Genomic DNA, 18,678 nt, shown 5'->3' with positions numbered 1-18,678 from the left:
TTCTTATACCTCCGTTCCTTTGTTGACATGCATTAATTCTTTAAGGCCCGTAATATCAAATAATCTCTCAATTCTTTCAGACACACCAAGTACATATAGTGATTTGTCATGTTCATTGAGCGATTTTAATGTGCCAACAAATAAACCTAAGCCAGTAGAATCCATATAACTTACATTCTCCAAGTTAACATGTATATCATGTGTTCCTTTTTGTCTAATTGGTTGTAATACTTCTTGTAGTTCAGGCGCTGTATAAACATCTAGTTCTCCGCCAACTTTAATTTCATAGTGTTTTTCATGCTCAGTAGTTTCAATGTTAAGATTCATTCCTTGTTACACCCCTAAATATATTAGACTTTCATCATTTATGTTTACCCGATTATATATTTCTTAATCTTAATTATTTAACACGTTTTACAATAAGTATTGTTAAATCATCTCTTTTGTTAGGATTTTGTAATTTAACAAGTTCTTCATATAGTATTTGTACGATATCTTGTGGATGCAGTTGTTTATGCTCATTAATCATGTTAAGTAAATCTTTAGTTTTAATAAATTCATCTTGTTGATTTCTCAACTCGGTTACACCGTCTGTAAACACAATAATCATATCTTGTAATTCTATTTTAACTTCGCTTTGTTTATATCTTGTATGTTTATGGACACCCAGTACAATCCCTCGTTCTGACATCTCTTTAAACTCGCCAGTTTGACTTCTGAAAATATAACCTGGTTCATGACCTGCAGAACTATAGTAAAGCATATTATTGATTTCTTCATAAAGGCCATAAAACATTGTCACAAACATATTTTGATTAACGTTCTTTTCAACAACTCGGTTTAGACGCTTTAAACCATCACTTGGAAGTTGAGAATGTCCATAAGAGTCCATTCCAAATTTAATCATACTCATAGCCAATGCTGCTGGTATACCTTTACCGATTACATCGGCTACAGCAAAACTCATCGTACCATCATTATGATCAATTAAATTAAAATAATCTCCACTTACTTTCTGTGCCGGCACAGAAATGGCCCCTATTTGAATACTATCAAATTGAGGTATTTGTGGTTTAAGCATAGTTTGTTGCAGACTAGAGGCAACTTCCATCTCTTTATCATGCATTTTAATTTTGTTTAATAACTTTTTATAGTCACGGTATGTAAATCCATAGCCTATCATTACTTCTAAGAGAACATCAAATGAACTGATAATCTGTGATTTATCAAGACTTTGTTCATTATCTACGATTTCTTGATGTAATTGCACAATCTCTTCTGGCGAAACATTATCTTCAATTGCTTCAGTCGAATACGTTTGACAAGCTGATAAAAATTCATCATTACCAGTATTCACATAATCTACTAATAATTGTTGATACTGTTGCTTCTTTTGATCTGACACAAAGTCACCTCGTTTCAAATAGACTAAAAAAGCTTTAGGCTAATCCTAAAGCGGAGAATGTTTTAAAGGTATATTGATTCTTTTAAAACATTTTTAAATTGTTTATGTATTACCTAATGCATCAAATTTTTGTTGCAAAGTTAGGTTGAGGCTGATTGCTATAGCTGTATCAACCTCTTTCATCTTTGCATCAGATAAATATGTTAATTTTTCTTTTAAACGTTTCTTATCAATGGTTCTAATTTGTTCTAGCAAAATAACTGAATCTCTATCTAGTTTATATTTCGCTGCTTCAATTTCTACGTGTGTAGGTATTTTAGCTTTATTTATCTTACCAGTAATTGCTGCTACAATAACAGTCGGACTATATCTGTTACCCGTATCATTTTGGATAATTACGACTGGTCTTGTCCCCCCTTGTTCAGAACCAGTGACTGGTGAAAGATCTGCGAGATATACATCTCCTCTTCTCATCTATTCACCTTGTTGCGATGCTAAGTGCGATTCATTAGAATCACAAGCTTCACATTCACTATAGTATGCTTCAGATGCAAGGGAGAGATTTAAATCAGCCATAGAACGATATCCTTCTTTCAGTGTTTGTTCTATACTTTGAGTACGATTTTGTGTTAAAGATGTCATAACAAATACCTCCAGATAAATTAAGTGTAAATTATGTTCATTAAGTTATTAATATCATAACAAATGTAACTCTGTTTGACTATGCTATTTTAACAATTCGTTTGTAACTTCCTTATTTTCACCATCGTGATAAATACGGGGTAACCTCTTTTTTAAGTTACAAAGTACTTCATAATTAATTGTATCTAAAGCATTTGCAATCTTTTCAGCTGATTGTTCAGAATCAACGTGATTATCCATTAAAATCACTTTATCACCTGTTTCAATATCATCAGGTACTTTAATCATTGTTTGATCCATGCAAACTCTTCCAATAACAAGACAGTTAATACCATTTACATTAACTAAAGTATTTTGCATTTTTCTTAAGTATCCATCTGCGTACCCTATAGGGAGTGTAGCTACTTTAATACGCTCATCAGCTGTATAAGTAGTACCATAACTTACCGTGTCTCCTGGTTCTAAATACTTAGTTTGAACAATTTCAGTTACTAATTGGGCTGCTGGTTTCAATTTTAAATTCGAAATTTCTTGAATATATTTTGAAGGGTAATACCCATATAAAGATATTCCAAATCTTATCGCAGTACAAATTGAGGCATTGTATCTAAGTGCACCAGCTGAATTTTGTGAGTGAATATACTCAGGCGTTTCTGAAGATTGTACAAACTCTTCAAATAAGTCATATTGATTTTCAGAAAAATCATTTGGCTCATCTGCTGAAGCAAAGTGCGTATACACACCTTCAAATATTAAACGATCTTGTTGTTCTATTTTATTAACAACAGTTTGATAACTTTTAATGTCTCTCAAACCAATTCTACCCATACCAGTATCTATTTTTACATGCATCCATAACGGTTTGTCAGTATCGTCATCAAGTGATTCGATTGCTTCGTCTAACCATTTTTCAGATGGGATGGTCAGTGCAACTCTATGTTGAACTGCTTTATTAATATCTTTCGTGTTAATAACGCCTAACACTAATATTTTAGCTTTTATGCCGTGCATTCTTAACTCAATTGCTTCATCTAGAGTAGCAACCGCAAAGAAGTCAACGCCTTCATTCATTAAATAAGATGCAATCTGCACGCTACCTAGCCCATAACCATTCGCTTTAACAACGGCCATAATTTTCTTGTTTGGATGTAGCCTACCTACAGCTTGATAATTCTCTAATATTGCCTTTAAATCAACATTGATATAAGTTGGCCTATAATATTTTTCGGACAACAGCAAGGCACCTCCTCTTATAATATTTGTATTTTATCATATAGATATTATTCTTGCTTAATATCTTCTGTTTCTATCATAACAATAGCTTCTGCATAATGTTTTGTATGTGTAATAGAAGCATGCACATGAAAACCGTCACACGCTATTTCAGGTTTGCCATTTTCATCAGGTAAACAATTAATAGAATGAAATCCATATTTTTTTCCAATGCCCGAACCCATCGCTTTACTAAAGGCTTCCTTAACTGCAAAACGTCCTGCTACAAATTCAACTTTTCTATCTTCTAAATTTATGTTATTAAAAATTTTCAGTTCATCATCTGTTAAAATTTTGTTAACCATTGTTGGTCTTTTGACATACCAATCTCGGATACGATCTATTTCAACTAAATCAATTCCAATACCATGAATCATATTTTACACCTTCATTTATGTTGATTAAAGTCATTTTCAATTCTATTTTGTATTGCGTGTTTTAAATCATTCGCTTTATCTTTATTTAAATACTGTATCGTTTCATTACCACCAGCTGTAGATAACGTGATATTAGCTAAATGATACTTTCTCATAATGAAACCTTCATATAAGTCGACATTTTGAATTCTTCCCATTGGTATCGTTGTTTCTCTAATCATAAAAATTCCAGATTTAATATTAATTTCATCATCATGAATTTCATAACGAAAGTTTCGATACATGTAATAAGGTTGAATAATCATGCCATATATACATGTAAATACAATGAGTGCTAATGGAATACTTAAAAACCATTTAGAAACATCCTTCAACCAAATTTCAAACACTACTAACAATATAATAAATATCAATGTAAAAATTGAAATTGTAATTAAAGAACCGATTCTTTCTACGGTCATTCCTTTTTTATCCATTCTATATCTAGGAAGCATCGTCTCTACCTCCTTTATACCAATTGTAAATATTTAACGCATCTTTTTTATGAATAAATCTCATCCCTCTTGAAATCATGCTATTTCCATAAGCTAAATGAATATTGAAATGAGCTATATCTTTTCTTATGATAATAGGATTTTCATGTAATTCGAACGTTAAAATCTTATCTCTTTTCGCCCAAATGGTTGAATATTCAAATGGTGATGCATTCAATAACACAATCGAATCATCATAAACTTTGAAACCTGACTTCAAAGTAATAACAGTTGCAAAAAGTAGCATAATTAAAAATATCACGAGTCCAATTATCCATGTATATGACCATAAATATATATGGATAGGCACGACTGCTATCAATAATATTAACGTTGGTATAAATATTCTTCTGCGTATTCCTTGAATTGGTAGTCCTTTATCAACAGAATTAAATTGAAATTGTGGAATGATTTCTTCTAGTAATTTATAAGCTTCTTTCTTTTTCGTAAATGGAAGTATTGTAACATTCCCTATATCTGTTTCTTCATTACTATCAAAATGCCCATCTGTCGTAATAATTGCAGAAATTTTCGTATAACCAATTGCACGTCTAAATAGTGATTCTTCTTCTTTTAAAGCTTGAATTCTTCTGATCGGAACAGTTCTTTTTTGCACAGTTAATAAACCATATTTAACAGTAAGTAATTCACCATCAAACGTTAATTGATATTTATAGTTTCTAATGAACACGATAAGCGACCCTATAATGTAGCTGATAAAAATAAATAAAATGACAAATGAAATAATAACAAATGTTAAATTTACGATTTGATTAAGTAATGGGCTAATATAATCTTCAACATCTATAACTTGACTTAGAAATCCTAGTAATGAACCTAAGGCAGCAAAGACAATGAAAATACCACCGCTTGTAAAACTCATTTTTAATAAGTCTTTAACCGATAGCTGAAAGAAAACGACATCTTCTTTCGGTTTATACTCAGCTAGATTACTTTCATTTTGCTCACTTTCATTTTCTGAAGGTTCAACTTCAACTGCTTCTTTGTTTTTGAGTTTATGCTTTCTTTCTTTAATATATTTAGATAATTCATCACTTTGTTTTTTTGTAATTGTATCTAATTCTATCCCGTCACTAGGTGTTTTTACACTTAAATTAACACCACCTAATAATTGGTGCGCAATATTTTGTGAAGTATCCACAGATTGAATTCTTTCAATGTTTAGCTCTTTTCTATTTTTAGAAAAGACACCCCAAGTCATAATCAATTGATCATTTTCAATCCAATAACGCGTTTTATAAATTTTGATTGCTTTAAACACACTACTAATTAAAGAAATAGATAAAATAGCGACTGGAAAGATAAGGTCACCTATATTGTCGAGACCACGTGTCATAACGATAAATACTGCAAAAATTAATGGAAATACATTTTCTTTTAAACTTCTTAAAAAACCACTTACGTATGAAATTGGATGTAATTTTTGAGGATTAAACATCATCTGTCACCTCTTTAACTTTTGACATGATATTTAATCTCGTTTGTTCAGCAATATTTCGGTCAACCATGGGTAATATTTGAGAACTACCAGCCGTTACAACAACAACAAAGTATATATTTAACATTCTCGAAATGGGTCCATGCTTCACTTTTACAAACTGGACTCTATTATATGGTTGTACTAACCTTTTTTGATAATATAAACCTTTCTGAACTTCTATATATTGTTCGCCTATTTCAAATGAGGTTCTTCTTAATCTAATAATAGGATTAATAAATCCTGCCAAAATAATAACGATGGCTATTGGTAAAATTAAATAAATAAGATACGTCCACCATTCAAATTTGTACCATAAAAATACAAATACACTAAACAATATTAGGATAACTATGACATTTAAAATATGATGAATATACTCGTATTTTATAGACTGCTTTGACATTTTATTATCGAGTACTTGTTTATACATATAATCTCCTTATTAAACAATTTAAGTGTATTATATCACAAAAAAAGTGTGTGTAACCTTAGAGATTACACACACTTTCATGATTTTATTTTGAATGCTCAGCGAATGTTCTACCTGAGAATTGTTTTTTTGAACGTGGTTTACTTGAATTAGTATTTTTACCTTTATTGCGGTCAAAATTACTATTTTTGTCGTTATTACGGTCGTTACTACGACGGTTGCTGTTTTTACCTTCGAATCTAGTTCTAGATTTACCACGAGAGTTTCCTCCACCGCGATTACCTTGCTTACCTCTTTGACCAGATTTTTTAGATAATGGTTTTTCAAATGTTAATTGAACATCTGCATCGTTACTTGAAGTGATTAACTCTTGTAATAAAGCAGCAACTAATTTTTGGTCACCATATTCGCTGATTAACTCTTCAGCTATTTTTTCAACGCGACCTTCGATTGGGCTTTCTACCCAACCTTTAACTTTAGCTTTAACATCTGATTCTTTAGCTTTCATTACTTCACCAGGTGTTGGTGGACGTAATGACGTCATTTCACGTTTGAAAGCTTTTTCGATTTGACGGATATAATCCATTTCAACTGGGTTAACAAATGTTACCGCAGCACCTTTTTTACCAGCTCTACCTGTACGGCCAATACGGTGAGTATAGCTTTCAGTATCTTGTGGTATATCAAAGTTATAAACGTGACTTACGTCTGAAATATCCAAACCACGTGCAGCTACATCAGTAGCAACTAAAATGTCGATTTGATCATTTTTGAATTTCTTCAATACTTCTAAACGTTTAGCTTGTGTAATATCTCCGTGTAATCCTTCAGCGCGATAACCTTTAGTAATTAAAGCACTTGATAATTCATCAACACGACGTTTCGTACGACCAAACACAATCGCTAATTCTGGGTTTTGTACGTCTAGTAAATTAGTGAATGTCTCAAATTTTTCTAATTCTTTAACGATTGTATAATACTCATCGATTTGAGGATTTGATAATTCGTTAGACATTGTTTTAACGATTTGTGGTTTCTTCATGAATTTTTGCACTAAATCTTGGATAGCTTTAGGCATAGTCGCTGAGAATAGTAATGTTTGACGATTTTCAGAAGGAAGTTTAGACATTATAAATCTCATATCATCTATAAAGCCCATGTTCATCATTTCATCTGCTTCATCTAATATTAACGTTGTAATAGATTCCGTTTTTAACGTCTTTCTATTTAAATGGTCAATAACACGACCAGGTGTACCTACCACAATTTGTGGACCTTTTTTAAGTGATTTAATTTGTCTGTCTATTGGCATACCACCAAATACAGTTACAACAGTTACACTTTGTCCTTTACTAAAACTACGTAATTGCTCTGCTACTTGGTTAGCTAATTCACGTGTTGGTGCAAGGATTAATGCTTGAACACCTTGTTTATTTGCTACTTTATCTATTAATGGGATACCAAATGCACCAGTTTTTCCTGTTCCAGTTTGTGCTTGTCCTAGCACGTCCGTTCCTTTTACTGTGTGAGGAATACTTTCGATTTGTATTGGTGTCGGTTCAGTAAAGCCCATTCCGTCCAAAGCGTTTAAGGTAGCTTCGGAAATACCTAATTCTTTAAATTTTTGCAAAATAATTCTCCTTTTATATAGTTAATTCTTCTCTTGTTTTTATTCAACTTCTATATACTACCACCCTTTTACCAATAGCGCAATCGGATTAAACTGTCGTTTACATTTTGTTTTCATAGATTGAAACATGAAAAAACTGCACTAAAAAGGGATTTAGTACAGTTTTACATCATTATTTATTTTTAAATATAAATTTTTCAACTTCATAAAAAACCTTATTATTTACTTTTGACAGGCAAATTTCATGTGGTCCTCTATCAATTTCGACTAAACGAGCATTCTTCATTCTTTTTACAAGTTCTCGAGATTTATCAATTGGAACAAGGCCATCAATCGTACCGTGTATTATTAATGTTTTAGCATCAATTTGTTCAGGTACATATAATGCACTTTGTTGTAAGTTTTTAAATGCTAAAAAAGATTTGTAATTTATTTTAACTGTTCTTAACAACATAAATTCTAATATTTTTAAATCGGCGTGTCGCATATTATTGATAAAACGATATGGCGATTTAACAAAATGTTGAATATTAATATTTTCATAGGCTGGAGCGATTAAAATTAATTTATCTGGCTGCTCAATTTTAGCTAGTAGACCAGCAATAACCCCTCCCATTGAAAAACCAATAACAATAACGACATCCGATTTTTCTCTAAGTATTTCATATGACTGTTGCGCTCTTTCATACCACATATGTTCATTTGTATCTTTTATTAATAAATTGATACCATGTCCAGGATATTCTGGCGCTTCAAGAACAAAATCATAGCGACTACTTAAATATTCGATCAAAGGAAGTAATTCATATCTTCCACCAGTGTACCCATGCAAAAATAAAATGCCTATTTTCATATTAATGAATTAATAATCGTTTCGAGTGACATTCCCCTTGATCCTTTAAATAAAGTTACAGAATCATCATTCAAATTCGTTTTTAAATAGTCTGCTATTTCTTCTTTAGATTCAAAATGATATACGTTTTTAATATATGCGCTAGCAATCTTTGATATATGAGCCGCTTCATCACCAAATGTAATCAATGTTTGAATATGCTTATCTTCTAAGTAATATCCAACTTGTCGATGCATGTCTTTACTCATGTCACCTAATTCTAAAACATCTGCTAATACCAATGTCTTGTCATCTTGCTCCATGATGTGAAGCGTATCAATTGCTGCTTTCATACTTGTTGGACTAGCATTATATGCATCATTAATGAGTAACCCATATTGATTTGTTTCAATACGTTGCATTCTCATATCAGTTAATACTAAATTATCTAACGTACTTTGAATAACGTCTTCTGTCACGCCGAATTGTTTTGCAACTTGTATCGCATATGTAGCATTTTTAACATTATGCTCACCTAAAATATTCAAATGGTAAATAATATTGCTATTATTCAACTGAAAATTAATGCCGTTACTAGACGATTGATTCGTTTTGATCATCACATCATTATCATCGTTTATGCCAACAGAAACTTTAGCGTTATTTATTGAAGATTCTAGGGATTTGAGCAGCGGCTCATCCCCATCATAAATAAATAAACCATCATCATTAAGTCCTTCTGTTATTTCAAATTTAGCTTTCGCAATACCTTCTCTTGAACCGAGATCTTGCATGTGCGACTCGCCAATATTAGTAATAATTGCGATATCAGGTTCAGCTAAAAGTGTTAATTCTCTAATTTCTCCAAAACCGCTCATACCCATTTCTAAGATGGATACCTCAGTATCTTCATCTAAATCCAATATCGTAAGTGGACAACCGATTTCATTATTGTAATTACCTTGCGTTTTTTTCACTTTGAAAGATTCGCGAAGTACACATTCAACCATATCTTTAGTCGTCGTTTTACCATTTGAACCAGTAATGGCCACCACTTTAGGATTAACGTATTTTAAATAAGACTTGGCTAATTCTTGCAATGCTTCAAGTGTATTATCTACAAATATAATCGGCCCTTTAGGTGGATTAGGTATATCTTTTTGCCAAAACGAAGCACCTGCACCATTTTCTAACGTTTGATTTACAAATCGGTGGCCATCAACATTCTCGCCTTTAAAAGGAATGAACAAATTTGATTGTTCAATTTTTCTAGAGTCAATACAAGTTCCTTGTACTACATGATCTAGATATTCTTCCTGAATGTCACAATTAATCCATTCTTTTATTTTACGTAATTTAATATTCATTATGATTACCCTCAGTCAATTTTGTATTTAATATTTTTCTTGTTATCGTATCTCTCAATAGCAAGTTCAATTAACTTCGTTATTAATTCAGTATAGCTTAAATTCATATTCTCCCATAATAATGGATACATACTATATTGTGTGAAACCTGGCATTGCATTTGTTTCATTAATATAAATCGTATTGTCTTCTGTTAAGAAGAAATCTGCTCTCACTAACCCTGAACAATCCGTTGCTTTAAACGCTTCTATAGCCATATTTCTTAAAGTAGTAGCTGTCTCTTCATCGATATCAGCTGGAATTTGAAGTTGTACTTTTCCATCTTTGTATTTCGATTTATAGTCATAAAACTGTACGTCTTTAACAACTTCACCAGGTAAAGTTGTTTCTGGATAATCATTACCCAATACTGCAACTTCAATTTCTCTTGCATCAACACCTTGTTCAATTACGAGTTTACGATCAAATTGAAATGCTTCATCAATACCAGAGATAAGCTCTTCTTTATTTGTACATTTACTTATACCAACACTTGAACCTAAGTTAGCTGGTTTTACGAAAACAGGATATTCAAGTTTGTTTTGAATTAATTCAACTATATTATGTTCGTATTTTTCATATTCACTTTTTAAGAAGCTTACATACGGTAATTGAGGTAATCCTCTATGTGCAAATAAATGTTTCATCACTAATTTATCCATTGAACTTGAAGCTGCTAGAACACCGTTACCGACATATGGAATGTCTAATACTTCAAATAGACCTTGAATCGTACCATCTTCGCCATTAGGACCATGTAATAATGGGAATACAGCACTATAAGCTTCTCCATCATTACTTACTTCTAATAATTTAGAAATTGGCGTTAATTCATCACATTTTAATTTTAATTGTTCTATATCATTGATCTTTTCATTTATTGATTGATTACTTTTAATCCAATCACCATCATTTGTTATGTATATGATATCAATAATGTATTTTGATGTATCAACAGCATTTATAACATTTTGAGCTGTTAATATTGATACATCGTGCTCAGCACTTTTCCCACCATATATAACACAAATATTTTTTTTAGACATAAAGACGCCTCCATGTAGATTATTAGCCTACATTTTATCACGTTTTGCTCCTTCGATGCACCTATCAACATTACTATTTTAAAAATAAGCATTCTGAGAATAGCAAAATTGTACCACTTTATGTACAATCAAGTTATAATGATAATTATGAAATTCAGCGTTAATTAAAGGAGTCTTTTAATGGAAACTTCTACTCGAACATTAAATAAATCGTTCCTAGAAAGAATTGATTGGCGATTAATTACAATCATTCTTATATTATTCGGAACAAGTTGTTTAATCATCAATTCTGCAATGTCTGGCGGACAATATGAAACAAACTTTCTACTTAAACAAATCTTATACTATGTACTTGGATTTCTTTTAGCAATTGTCTTAATGTTTATTTCACCTAAGACTTTAAGGAAATATGTATGGCTTATTTACATAATTGGTAACTTATCTTTAGTTGGGTTATTAATATTACCAGAATCTAGTTTCACACCTATCATAAATGGTGCAAAAAGTTGGTATAGACTTGGACCTATAAGTCTACAACCATCAGAATTTATGAAGATTATTTTAATAATGGCGCTTGCTAATGTCGTATATCAACATAATCGGTTTACATATAATAAATCTTTATCAAGAGACTTGAACTTACTTATGAAAATTGGTTTAACGTCATTAGTTCCTATGGCATTAATTCTCCTTCAAAATGATTTAGGTACAACACTCGTACTCATTGCGATTATACTTGGTATCGTGATTGTTTCAGGTGTTACGTGGAGAATACTCGCCCCTGTTTTCATTGGTTTATTTGCAATCGGTTCAAGTATTATATTGCTCATGATTTTCAAACCTAGTGTGATTGAAAAGATATCTGGTATTAAGACATACCAACTAGGACGTATCAATTCATGGTTAGATCCATATGCATATAGCTCTGGTGATGGCTATCATTTAACTGAATCTTTAAAAGCAATTGGATCCGGACAAATATTTGGTAAGGGACTTAATAATGGTGAAGTTTACATTCCTGAAAACCATACCGATTTTATATTTTCTGTTATTGGTGAAGAATTAGGATTTATAGGAACTATGGTTGTTCTCATCGTATTCCTAGCATTATTTATTCACTTAATAAAATTGGCTACTACTACAAGCCATCCATTTAATGTGATTTTTATCATAGGATATTTGTCATTTGTGCTATTCCATGTCGTTCAAAATATCGGCATGACAATACAGCTACTCCCAATAACAGGTATACCTCTACCATTTATAAGTTATGGTGGGTCAGCGTTATGGTCTCTAATGGCTGGAGTCGGAATCTTACTATCTATTACTTATCACGAAAAAGATAAATTCACGATAGCTAAAGAAATTACAGAAAACGAAAAAGAATAAAACATAAAAAACGCACCCTCAACTGAGGATGCGTTTTTTAATTCATCATTATATTATTTTAGTTTATTTGTAGCTACGTTAGGTAAGCTACGCATAATTTCTATTCGTGACTTAGTTTCAGTTATGTTAACACCTAATGATGATAAAAGTTTGACCGCATTCTTTACCTTTGATTTAGGTTGTTTCATGGGTACCACCTCTTATTCAATTTAATTACCTTAACTACATTCTACTCTAAAATAATATATTTGACTATAGTTCATTCGGACTATATTGTTATTTTTTTGTTTAATTTGTTAATTTTTTATAATAATTATAAAAATGATTATACGACTTCATAACCTGCATCAAAAATTGCATTTTCAATATTATCTATGCTAGCAGGATCCTGATACACTACTCTAACTTGGTTATCATCTGGACTTGCTACTACTTCAGTCACACCGATTAATTGTCCAACTGATTCTTCTACTGCTTGTTTACAATGAGCACATGACATGCCTTCAACGTTTATAATTTGTTCTTTCATGTTAAACACTCCTATATATTTATTTGATTTAAGTTCATACCTTTTCATTTAATTATATGCATATGTGTTATAACGGTCAAATACAACCTTTTCAATTTTATTTTAAATGTATTATACTAGTTTAAAGATAAAGAAACGGAGGCATTGATATGAACTACTTATCATATTTTTCATTTGATTTTTCACTCATAGTATCAGTGCTACTTATTACGGCTTTTGTTTTAAACGTCGTATTTGGATTCATTATTATCTTTTTAGAACCGAGAGAAGCTGGTGCAATTTGGGCATGGTTATTAGTACTATTATTTATTCCTATATTAGGCTTCATACTTTACCTACTATTTGGAAGACAGATTCAAAGAAAAAGTATTTTTAACTTAGATGAAAATGATAAAATTGGTCTTGAACATATTATTAATGAGCAAATTAAAGCAATAGATGAAAATAATTTTGAAATTGATAAACCTGAAATATCTAATTACAAACATCTTATTCATATGCTTTTATATAATAATTCAGCATTCTTAACAACAGATAACAAAGTTGAAATGTTTACTGATGGTCATGATAAATTTGATGCTCTGATTGAAGATATTCGAAACGCTAAAGAATATGTCCATATTCAATATTATATTTTCAAAAAAGATAACTTAGGCAAGAAAATCTTAAATGAACTTGAAAAGAAATTACAACAAGGTATAGAAGTTAAAATGTTATATGATGATATGGGTTCTCGTAAATTGAATTTAGCATCATTCAAGAAATTCAGAGAACAAGGTGGCGAAGTAGCGAGTTTCTTCCCATCAAAATTACCTTTGATCAACTTTAGAATGAACAACCGAAACCATAGAAAAATTGTTGTGATAGACGGAAAAATTGGCTACGTTGGTGGATTTAATGTGGGCGATGAGTACTTAGGTCTAGATAAAAAGTTTGGATACTGGAGAGATACGCATTTAAGACTAGAAGGAGATTCTGTTAACGCATTGCAATTAAGATTTATGATGGATTGGAACTCTCAATCGACTCGTGATAAAATGCGCTACGAATCTAGATACTTTCCAGATGTGGAATCCGGGGGAAAAGTTGGTATTCAGATTGCTTCAAGTGGGCCTGATGAAGAATGGGAACAGATTAAATACGGTTATTTGAAAATGATTTCCGAAGCAAAAAAACGTATATATATTCAAACGCCATATTTCATACCTGACTTGTCATTTTTAGATGCCATTAAAATAGCTTCCTTATCCGGTGTAGAAGTAAATGTGATGATTCCTAATAAACCTGATCATCCTTTCGTATATTGGGCTACATACGCAAACGTAGGCGAATTAATTAAAGCTGGCGTAAATGTTCACATTTATGAAAACGGCTTTATACACACCAAAATGGTGGCCATAGACGATGAAGTAGTGAGCATTGGTACTGCGAATATGGATAATAGAAGCTTTGTACTAAACTTTGAAGTGAATGCATTCATTTATGATCATGAAATCGCAAAAAATTCACGACTTGCATATGAACACGATATGACGCATTCATCTTTACTTACTGTTGAAAAATATGAAAACAGAAGTACATGGATTAAATTAAAAGAAGGCATCGCTAGATTATTATCACCAATATTATAAAGTTTAAGCAGATAGAAGCGATTGTATATATATATCACTTTTCTATCTGCTTTTTTAAGGAGAAAAAAGATGAATAAAGAAGAAATTATTAAAAAAGCAGAAAAATACATTGAGCAGCTACATCAACACGATACAACTGGACATGACTTTAATCATATATTGAGAGTAAGGCATCACGCGTTAGACATTGCGCAATTTGAAGAGGTAGATGTATTTGTTGTTGAATTAGCGAGTCTTTTACATGATGCTGTAGATAAAAAATTATTCAAAGATACCACTACAGCATGGGAGCAATTAAACCTATGGATGAATGATGTGCAAATAAGTTCAGACATTCAAGAAGAAATTACTCATATTCTGAAATTCATGAGTTTTAATGGTGGTAAAAACAATGGGAAATTAACAAGTTTAGCCGGTAAAATTGTACAAGATGCAGATAGAATTGATGCACTTGGTGCGATTGGTATAGCAAGAACATTTCAATATGCAGGCCACTTTAAAGAACCTATGCATATATCAACTTATAAGGCTAGAGATTTAACTACTTTAGAACAACATCAATATCATGATGAACCGAATACAGCAATTAATCATTTCTATGAAAAATTATTATTATTAAAAGACATGATGAATACTGAAAGAGGTAAACAAATTGCACAAGAACGACATGCATATATGGAAAACTTTTTAGAACAATTTTATAAAGAATGGGATATAACTAAAAAAACAAACTAATCGATGTCGATTAGTTTGTTTTACTTTTTATTTCTTTTTGTTTGAAACAAGCTTAGCTGGTTTCTTATCTTTGTTTGCTTCTTTTTGATTTTTTTCATGTGCTTCGATAATTGGTTTCATTTCTTCTTCTACTTTTTTATTGTAGAACACATTACCTAACCAAGTTTGAACAACTAAGAATGCACCACCGACAGCCCAATATAAACCTAAAGCTGAAGCTGAGATATATGACATATAAATGATCATAATTGGAGATATGAACATCATCATTCTCATCATGTTCTTTTGTTCATCAGGAACATTTGCATATTTCATTGATACAAATGCTTGCAACGCATAAATAATACCTGCAATGATTGTAACGTAAAGGTCTGGTAAAGTTAAATTAAACCATAAGAAATTAGGATATTCTGTAATCCCACCTTCTGTAGGGTATTTTAATACATAGAACAGACCCATAACGATTGGCATTTGAATGACAATTGGTAAACAACCCATATTCATCGGATTAATACCATGTTTCTTGTATAAAGCCATCATTTCTTGATTGGCTTCCATTTTTTCTTCTTGCGTACGAGAACGTTTAACTTTCTCTTGAATTGCTTCCATTTCTGGTTTAGCAAGTTTCATTTTTTCACGCATTAATTTTTGATTTTTATACGTCTTCATCATAAATGGGAATAACGCAAAACGAACAATTAATGTTAATACTATAATAGCTAGACCATAGTCATTATTCAAATGAGCACCAAGCCAATGAATGACACTATCCATTGGTTTTACGAATGTATTATAAAAGAACCCATCCCTATTCTCAGGTTTAGAATAATCACAACCAGCTAGCACAACCATTACACCAAATAATAATGGCCACAAAGCTTTTTTCTTCATTTTTCCACCTCTATTGATATACTCACATAAAGGTTATTCTATCATAGAATGATGACAACATAAATCAATATATTAATTTTATTAAAGATTTTTATATTGATTATGAAAGCCCTTCACAGTTTGTTCAATATTTCCACTTCTTGCAATTGCTGAAATTACACTGACACCATTTGCACCAGCATCAACTAAAGGTGCTACATCTACTTCTGTGATACCACCTATAGCGACAATTGGTATTTCATTATCAATTTCCCTAAGATTTTTGATTAAATCATACCCACCTTCTTCTCCAGCATCAGCTTTAGAGTTTGTAGAATGTATTGGGCCTGTACCGATGTAATCTACTTCTGTAATATCTGATTGCTGATATTCTTCTCTATTAGCGACACTTAGACCGATAATTTTACCTTTAAATTTATTTTTAAATTCAGACACATTGCGATCATCTTGACCAACATGTATCCCATCAGCATTTAATTTTACAGCTAAATCTACATCATCATTTACTATAAAAGGTACTTCATACTTTTTACATAGTTCAAATAATTCTTTAGCGAGCACTTCTTTTTCTAATCCTTTTTTACTATTTTTTCCTTTTTCACGAAACTGAAACATCGTAATGCCACCTATTAATGCTTGCTCAACGACCTTGTATAAATCACCGTTAGGCACATCTTGACTTCCTGCAATAAAATATACTTTCAAAGTATTTATATTGAACATTTATTTCACTTCTTTCACATTCTTTTTCTCTGCTACTTGTTCATCTGTTATTATATTTAATTGGTCTATAAAAGCAATTTGGAATGTTCCAGGTAAATGAGCGCCAGGCTGTTGGCTTGCTAACTCACTTGCAATATTATAAGTTGATAAAGCTTCTTCTAAAAGTTCTATTTTTATAGATTTTTCGTTAGATAAAAATGCAGCTACAACAGCACCTAATAAACAACCTCCACCAGTCACTTTAGTCAACATTTCACTGCCGTTATGCAATTCTATAATTTTATTATTACAGGCAATAACATCTACTTTTCCAGTTAAAATAATTGGTAAATTTAATTGTTGATGTGCTTTTTTGGCGATTTTAACAGCGTCTAAAGAACCATCACTGTCAGTACCTTTCATCGTCGTATCTTCTTCGATAAGTGCCAATATTTCAGATGCATTACCTCGAATGACATCTACAACTTCATCATTTAATAAAGTTGTACAGAAAGTCTTTCTTAACAGTGATGCACCTACTGCTACTGGATCTAGAATAACTGGCACGCCATGTTCGTGCATAATTGCAGCATACTCTTTCATATCATATGCTTTATTTGTTGTAATCGTGCCGATATTAATTAAAAAGGCACCAGCTGCTTTTGAAAATTCTTCTGCTTCATCAGGTTCTTCACTCATAGCAGGACTAACACCTAACGATATTAATCCATTCGCCGTAAAATTCTTAACTACATCATTTGTATAACAAACGATTAATGGACTGTTTTCTCTTATTTGTTTTAGTTTACTCATAATCTAATCCCTCGATTTTTTGATATGCAAAGTGATTTACTGGTCCTCTGCCTTTACCGATTTCAGGCGTGTGTTTAATTGCTAAAGTAATAAATCTCTTTGCTACTTCCACCGCTTCTTCTATGGCATGACCTTTCGCTAACTCCGCAGTTATTACAGCACTGAAAGTACATCCTGTGCCATGCGTATGTTTTGTACTAAATCTTTCACTTGTCCAAGTTCTCATGCCATTATTTGTGAATAAATAATCAATTGCATCACCTTCTAGATGTCCACCTTTTATGACGACTCCTTTAGATCCAATTTCATTTAAGAAAAAGTCACCAGCTTTTTTGATTTCCTCTTCAGTTTGAATTTTAAAACCAGTAATGTCTTCCGCTTCAGGAATATTTGGTGTAACGACAGTAGCTTTAGGTAATAATATTTCCTGCAATTTACGCTTACCTTTATCATCCATCAATGAATCACCGCTTTTAGCAACCATTACTGGATCAATAACATATGGTTTACCCGATTGTTCTATAAACGGTTTGATGACGTTCATCATATCTTCTGATGCTATCATACCTGTTTTAATAGCGTGTGGCGCTTCATCATCGAACACACTCTTTAACTGACTTTCTATAACTTCAACAGGTAAATGGTAAACATCTTGAACCCCTAATGTATTTTGGGAAACTATACTCGTTGCTACGGCCATACCATAAACACCAGAAGCTTGAAAAGATTTTAAATCAGCCATTATACCTGCTCCACCTGTTGGATCAGTACCAGCTATTGTTAATGCTATGTTTGGTTTTTTCATGCTATTCCACCTCAAATTTATTTTTTAATAATTTATTATATCTCTACATAGTTATTGTTTAGTTCATAAAAAAATGACCTCTTTTGTAAAAAAGAAGTCAATTAAGTGT

General features: G+C 31.7%; 22 protein-coding genes. 3 read left to right on the top strand and 19 right to left on the bottom strand.

The window, feature by feature from the left end; all coding sequences use genetic code 11:
• Window positions 1–3: 3 nt before the first annotated feature.
• The 13 genes from PYW35_RS03685 to PYW35_RS03625 form a co-directional block, all read right to left on the bottom strand.
• On the bottom strand, window positions 4–327 hold the full coding sequence (locus PYW35_RS03685; protein WP_016910940.1) for an anti-sigma factor antagonist: 324 nt from the start codon (window positions 325–327) through the stop codon (window positions 4–6).
• 73 nt (window positions 328–400) lie between these two features.
• A complete protein-coding gene (locus tag PYW35_RS03680) occupies window positions 401–1,405 on the bottom strand; it encodes a SpoIIE family protein phosphatase (RefSeq protein WP_016910941.1) in 1,005 nt (334 codons plus the stop codon).
• A 102-nt stretch (window positions 1,406–1,507) separates the two neighbouring features.
• On the bottom strand, window positions 1,508–1,879 hold the full coding sequence (locus tag PYW35_RS03675) for a type II toxin-antitoxin system PemK/MazF family toxin (RefSeq protein ID WP_016910942.1): 372 nt from the start codon (window positions 1,877–1,879) through the stop codon (window positions 1,508–1,510).
• Complete coding sequence (mazE, locus tag PYW35_RS03670; RefSeq protein WP_016910943.1) at window positions 1,880–2,047, bottom strand: type II toxin-antitoxin system antitoxin MazE; 168 nt, start codon at window positions 2,045–2,047, stop codon at window positions 1,880–1,882.
• 84 nt (window positions 2,048–2,131) lie between these two features.
• The gene (gene alr, locus PYW35_RS03665; RefSeq protein ID WP_103322388.1) at window positions 2,132–3,280 is read right to left on the bottom strand and encodes an alanine racemase; all 1,149 of its coding nucleotides are present in this window, start codon (window positions 3,278–3,280) and stop codon (window positions 2,132–2,134) included.
• Window positions 3,281–3,327: 47 nt separating this feature from the next.
• Entirely contained in the window at window positions 3,328–3,696 is a 369-nt protein-coding gene (gene acpS, locus PYW35_RS03660) for a holo-ACP synthase (RefSeq protein ID WP_016910945.1), read from the bottom strand.
• A gap of 11 nt (window positions 3,697–3,707) precedes the next feature.
• A complete protein-coding gene (locus PYW35_RS03655; RefSeq protein ID WP_016910946.1) occupies window positions 3,708–4,190 on the bottom strand; it encodes a PH domain-containing protein in 483 nt (160 codons plus the stop codon).
• A complete protein-coding gene (locus PYW35_RS03650) occupies window positions 4,180–5,691 on the bottom strand; it encodes a PH domain-containing protein (protein ID WP_103322387.1) in 1,512 nt (503 codons plus the stop codon). The genes PYW35_RS03655 and PYW35_RS03650 overlap by 11 nt, the downstream gene beginning before the upstream one ends.
• The gene (locus PYW35_RS03645; protein WP_016910948.1) at window positions 5,681–6,160 is read right to left on the bottom strand and encodes a PH domain-containing protein; all 480 of its coding nucleotides are present in this window, start codon (window positions 6,158–6,160) and stop codon (window positions 5,681–5,683) included. The genes PYW35_RS03650 and PYW35_RS03645 overlap by 11 nt, the downstream gene beginning before the upstream one ends.
• Before the next feature lie 85 nt (window positions 6,161–6,245).
• Complete coding sequence (gene cshA / locus PYW35_RS03640) at window positions 6,246–7,790, bottom strand: degradosome RNA helicase CshA (protein ID WP_103322386.1); 1,545 nt, start codon at window positions 7,788–7,790, stop codon at window positions 6,246–6,248.
• Window positions 7,791–7,962: 172 nt separating this feature from the next.
• The gene (locus PYW35_RS03635) at window positions 7,963–8,643 is read right to left on the bottom strand and encodes an alpha/beta hydrolase (RefSeq protein ID WP_016910950.1); all 681 of its coding nucleotides are present in this window, start codon (window positions 8,641–8,643) and stop codon (window positions 7,963–7,965) included.
• Window positions 8,640–9,992 (bottom strand): UDP-N-acetylmuramoyl-tripeptide--D-alanyl-D-alanine ligase, encoded by a 1,353-nt coding sequence (locus PYW35_RS03630; protein WP_103322385.1) that lies wholly within the window; start codon window positions 9,990–9,992, stop codon window positions 8,640–8,642. The genes PYW35_RS03635 and PYW35_RS03630 overlap by 4 nt, the downstream gene beginning before the upstream one ends.
• 8 nt (window positions 9,993–10,000) lie before the next feature.
• Window positions 10,001–11,074, bottom strand: a complete 1,074-nt coding sequence (locus PYW35_RS03625; RefSeq protein ID WP_103322384.1) for a D-alanine--D-alanine ligase — start codon at window positions 11,072–11,074, stop codon at window positions 10,001–10,003.
• 180 nt (window positions 11,075–11,254) lie between these two features.
• Between PYW35_RS03625 and PYW35_RS03620 the strand changes: the two genes are divergently transcribed.
• Window positions 11,255–12,463 (top strand): FtsW/RodA/SpoVE family cell cycle protein, encoded by a 1,209-nt coding sequence (locus PYW35_RS03620; protein WP_016910953.1) that lies wholly within the window; start codon window positions 11,255–11,257, stop codon window positions 12,461–12,463.
• Window positions 12,464–12,516: 53 nt separating this feature from the next.
• On the opposite strand, the gene PYW35_RS03615 is transcribed toward PYW35_RS03620, so the two are convergent.
• Window positions 12,517–12,651: an Lmo0850 family protein gene (locus PYW35_RS03615; protein WP_016910954.1), complete on the bottom strand. Its 135-nt coding sequence runs from the start codon at window positions 12,649–12,651 to the stop codon at window positions 12,517–12,519.
• A gap of 137 nt (window positions 12,652–12,788) precedes the next feature.
• Window positions 12,789–12,992, bottom strand: coding sequence for a copper ion binding protein (locus PYW35_RS03610; protein WP_016910955.1), 204 nt, complete (start codon window positions 12,990–12,992; stop codon window positions 12,789–12,791).
• A gap of 149 nt (window positions 12,993–13,141) precedes the next feature.
• On the opposite strand from PYW35_RS03610, the gene cls reads away from it, so the two are divergent.
• On the top strand, window positions 13,142–14,623 hold the full coding sequence (gene cls / locus PYW35_RS03605) for a cardiolipin synthase (protein WP_103322383.1): 1,482 nt from the start codon (window positions 13,142–13,144) through the stop codon (window positions 14,621–14,623).
• A 69-nt stretch (window positions 14,624–14,692) separates the two neighbouring features.
• Entirely contained in the window at window positions 14,693–15,358 is a 666-nt protein-coding gene (locus PYW35_RS03600; RefSeq protein WP_103322382.1) for an HD domain-containing protein, read from the top strand.
• Between the two features lie 27 nt (window positions 15,359–15,385).
• Here PYW35_RS03600 and yidC read toward each other — a convergent pair whose 3' ends face one another.
• From yidC to thiD, 4 genes are all read right to left on the bottom strand, one after another.
• Window positions 15,386–16,249 carry a membrane protein insertase YidC gene (yidC, locus tag PYW35_RS03595; protein WP_016910958.1) on the bottom strand — a complete coding sequence of 288 codons (864 nt, stop codon included), beginning with the start codon at window positions 16,247–16,249 and terminating at the stop codon, window positions 15,386–15,388.
• Between the two features lie 81 nt (window positions 16,250–16,330).
• Window positions 16,331–16,972, bottom strand: coding sequence for a thiamine phosphate synthase (thiE, locus tag PYW35_RS03590; RefSeq protein ID WP_103322381.1), 642 nt, complete (start codon window positions 16,970–16,972; stop codon window positions 16,331–16,333).
• Complete coding sequence (gene thiM / locus PYW35_RS03585; protein ID WP_103322380.1) at window positions 16,973–17,764, bottom strand: hydroxyethylthiazole kinase; 792 nt, start codon at window positions 17,762–17,764, stop codon at window positions 16,973–16,975.
• Window positions 17,757–18,569 carry a bifunctional hydroxymethylpyrimidine kinase/phosphomethylpyrimidine kinase gene (thiD, locus tag PYW35_RS03580; RefSeq protein WP_016910961.1) on the bottom strand — a complete coding sequence of 271 codons (813 nt, stop codon included), beginning with the start codon at window positions 18,567–18,569 and terminating at the stop codon, window positions 17,757–17,759. Before thiD ends, thiM begins: the two co-directional genes overlap by 8 nt.
• Window positions 18,570–18,678 lie beyond the last annotated feature (109 nt).

This window comes from Mammaliicoccus vitulinus, assembly GCF_029024305.1.
Classification (GTDB): domain Bacteria; phylum Bacillota; class Bacilli; order Staphylococcales; family Staphylococcaceae; genus Mammaliicoccus; species Mammaliicoccus vitulinus.
This window is presented reverse-complemented; position numbering and strand designations above follow the sequence as displayed.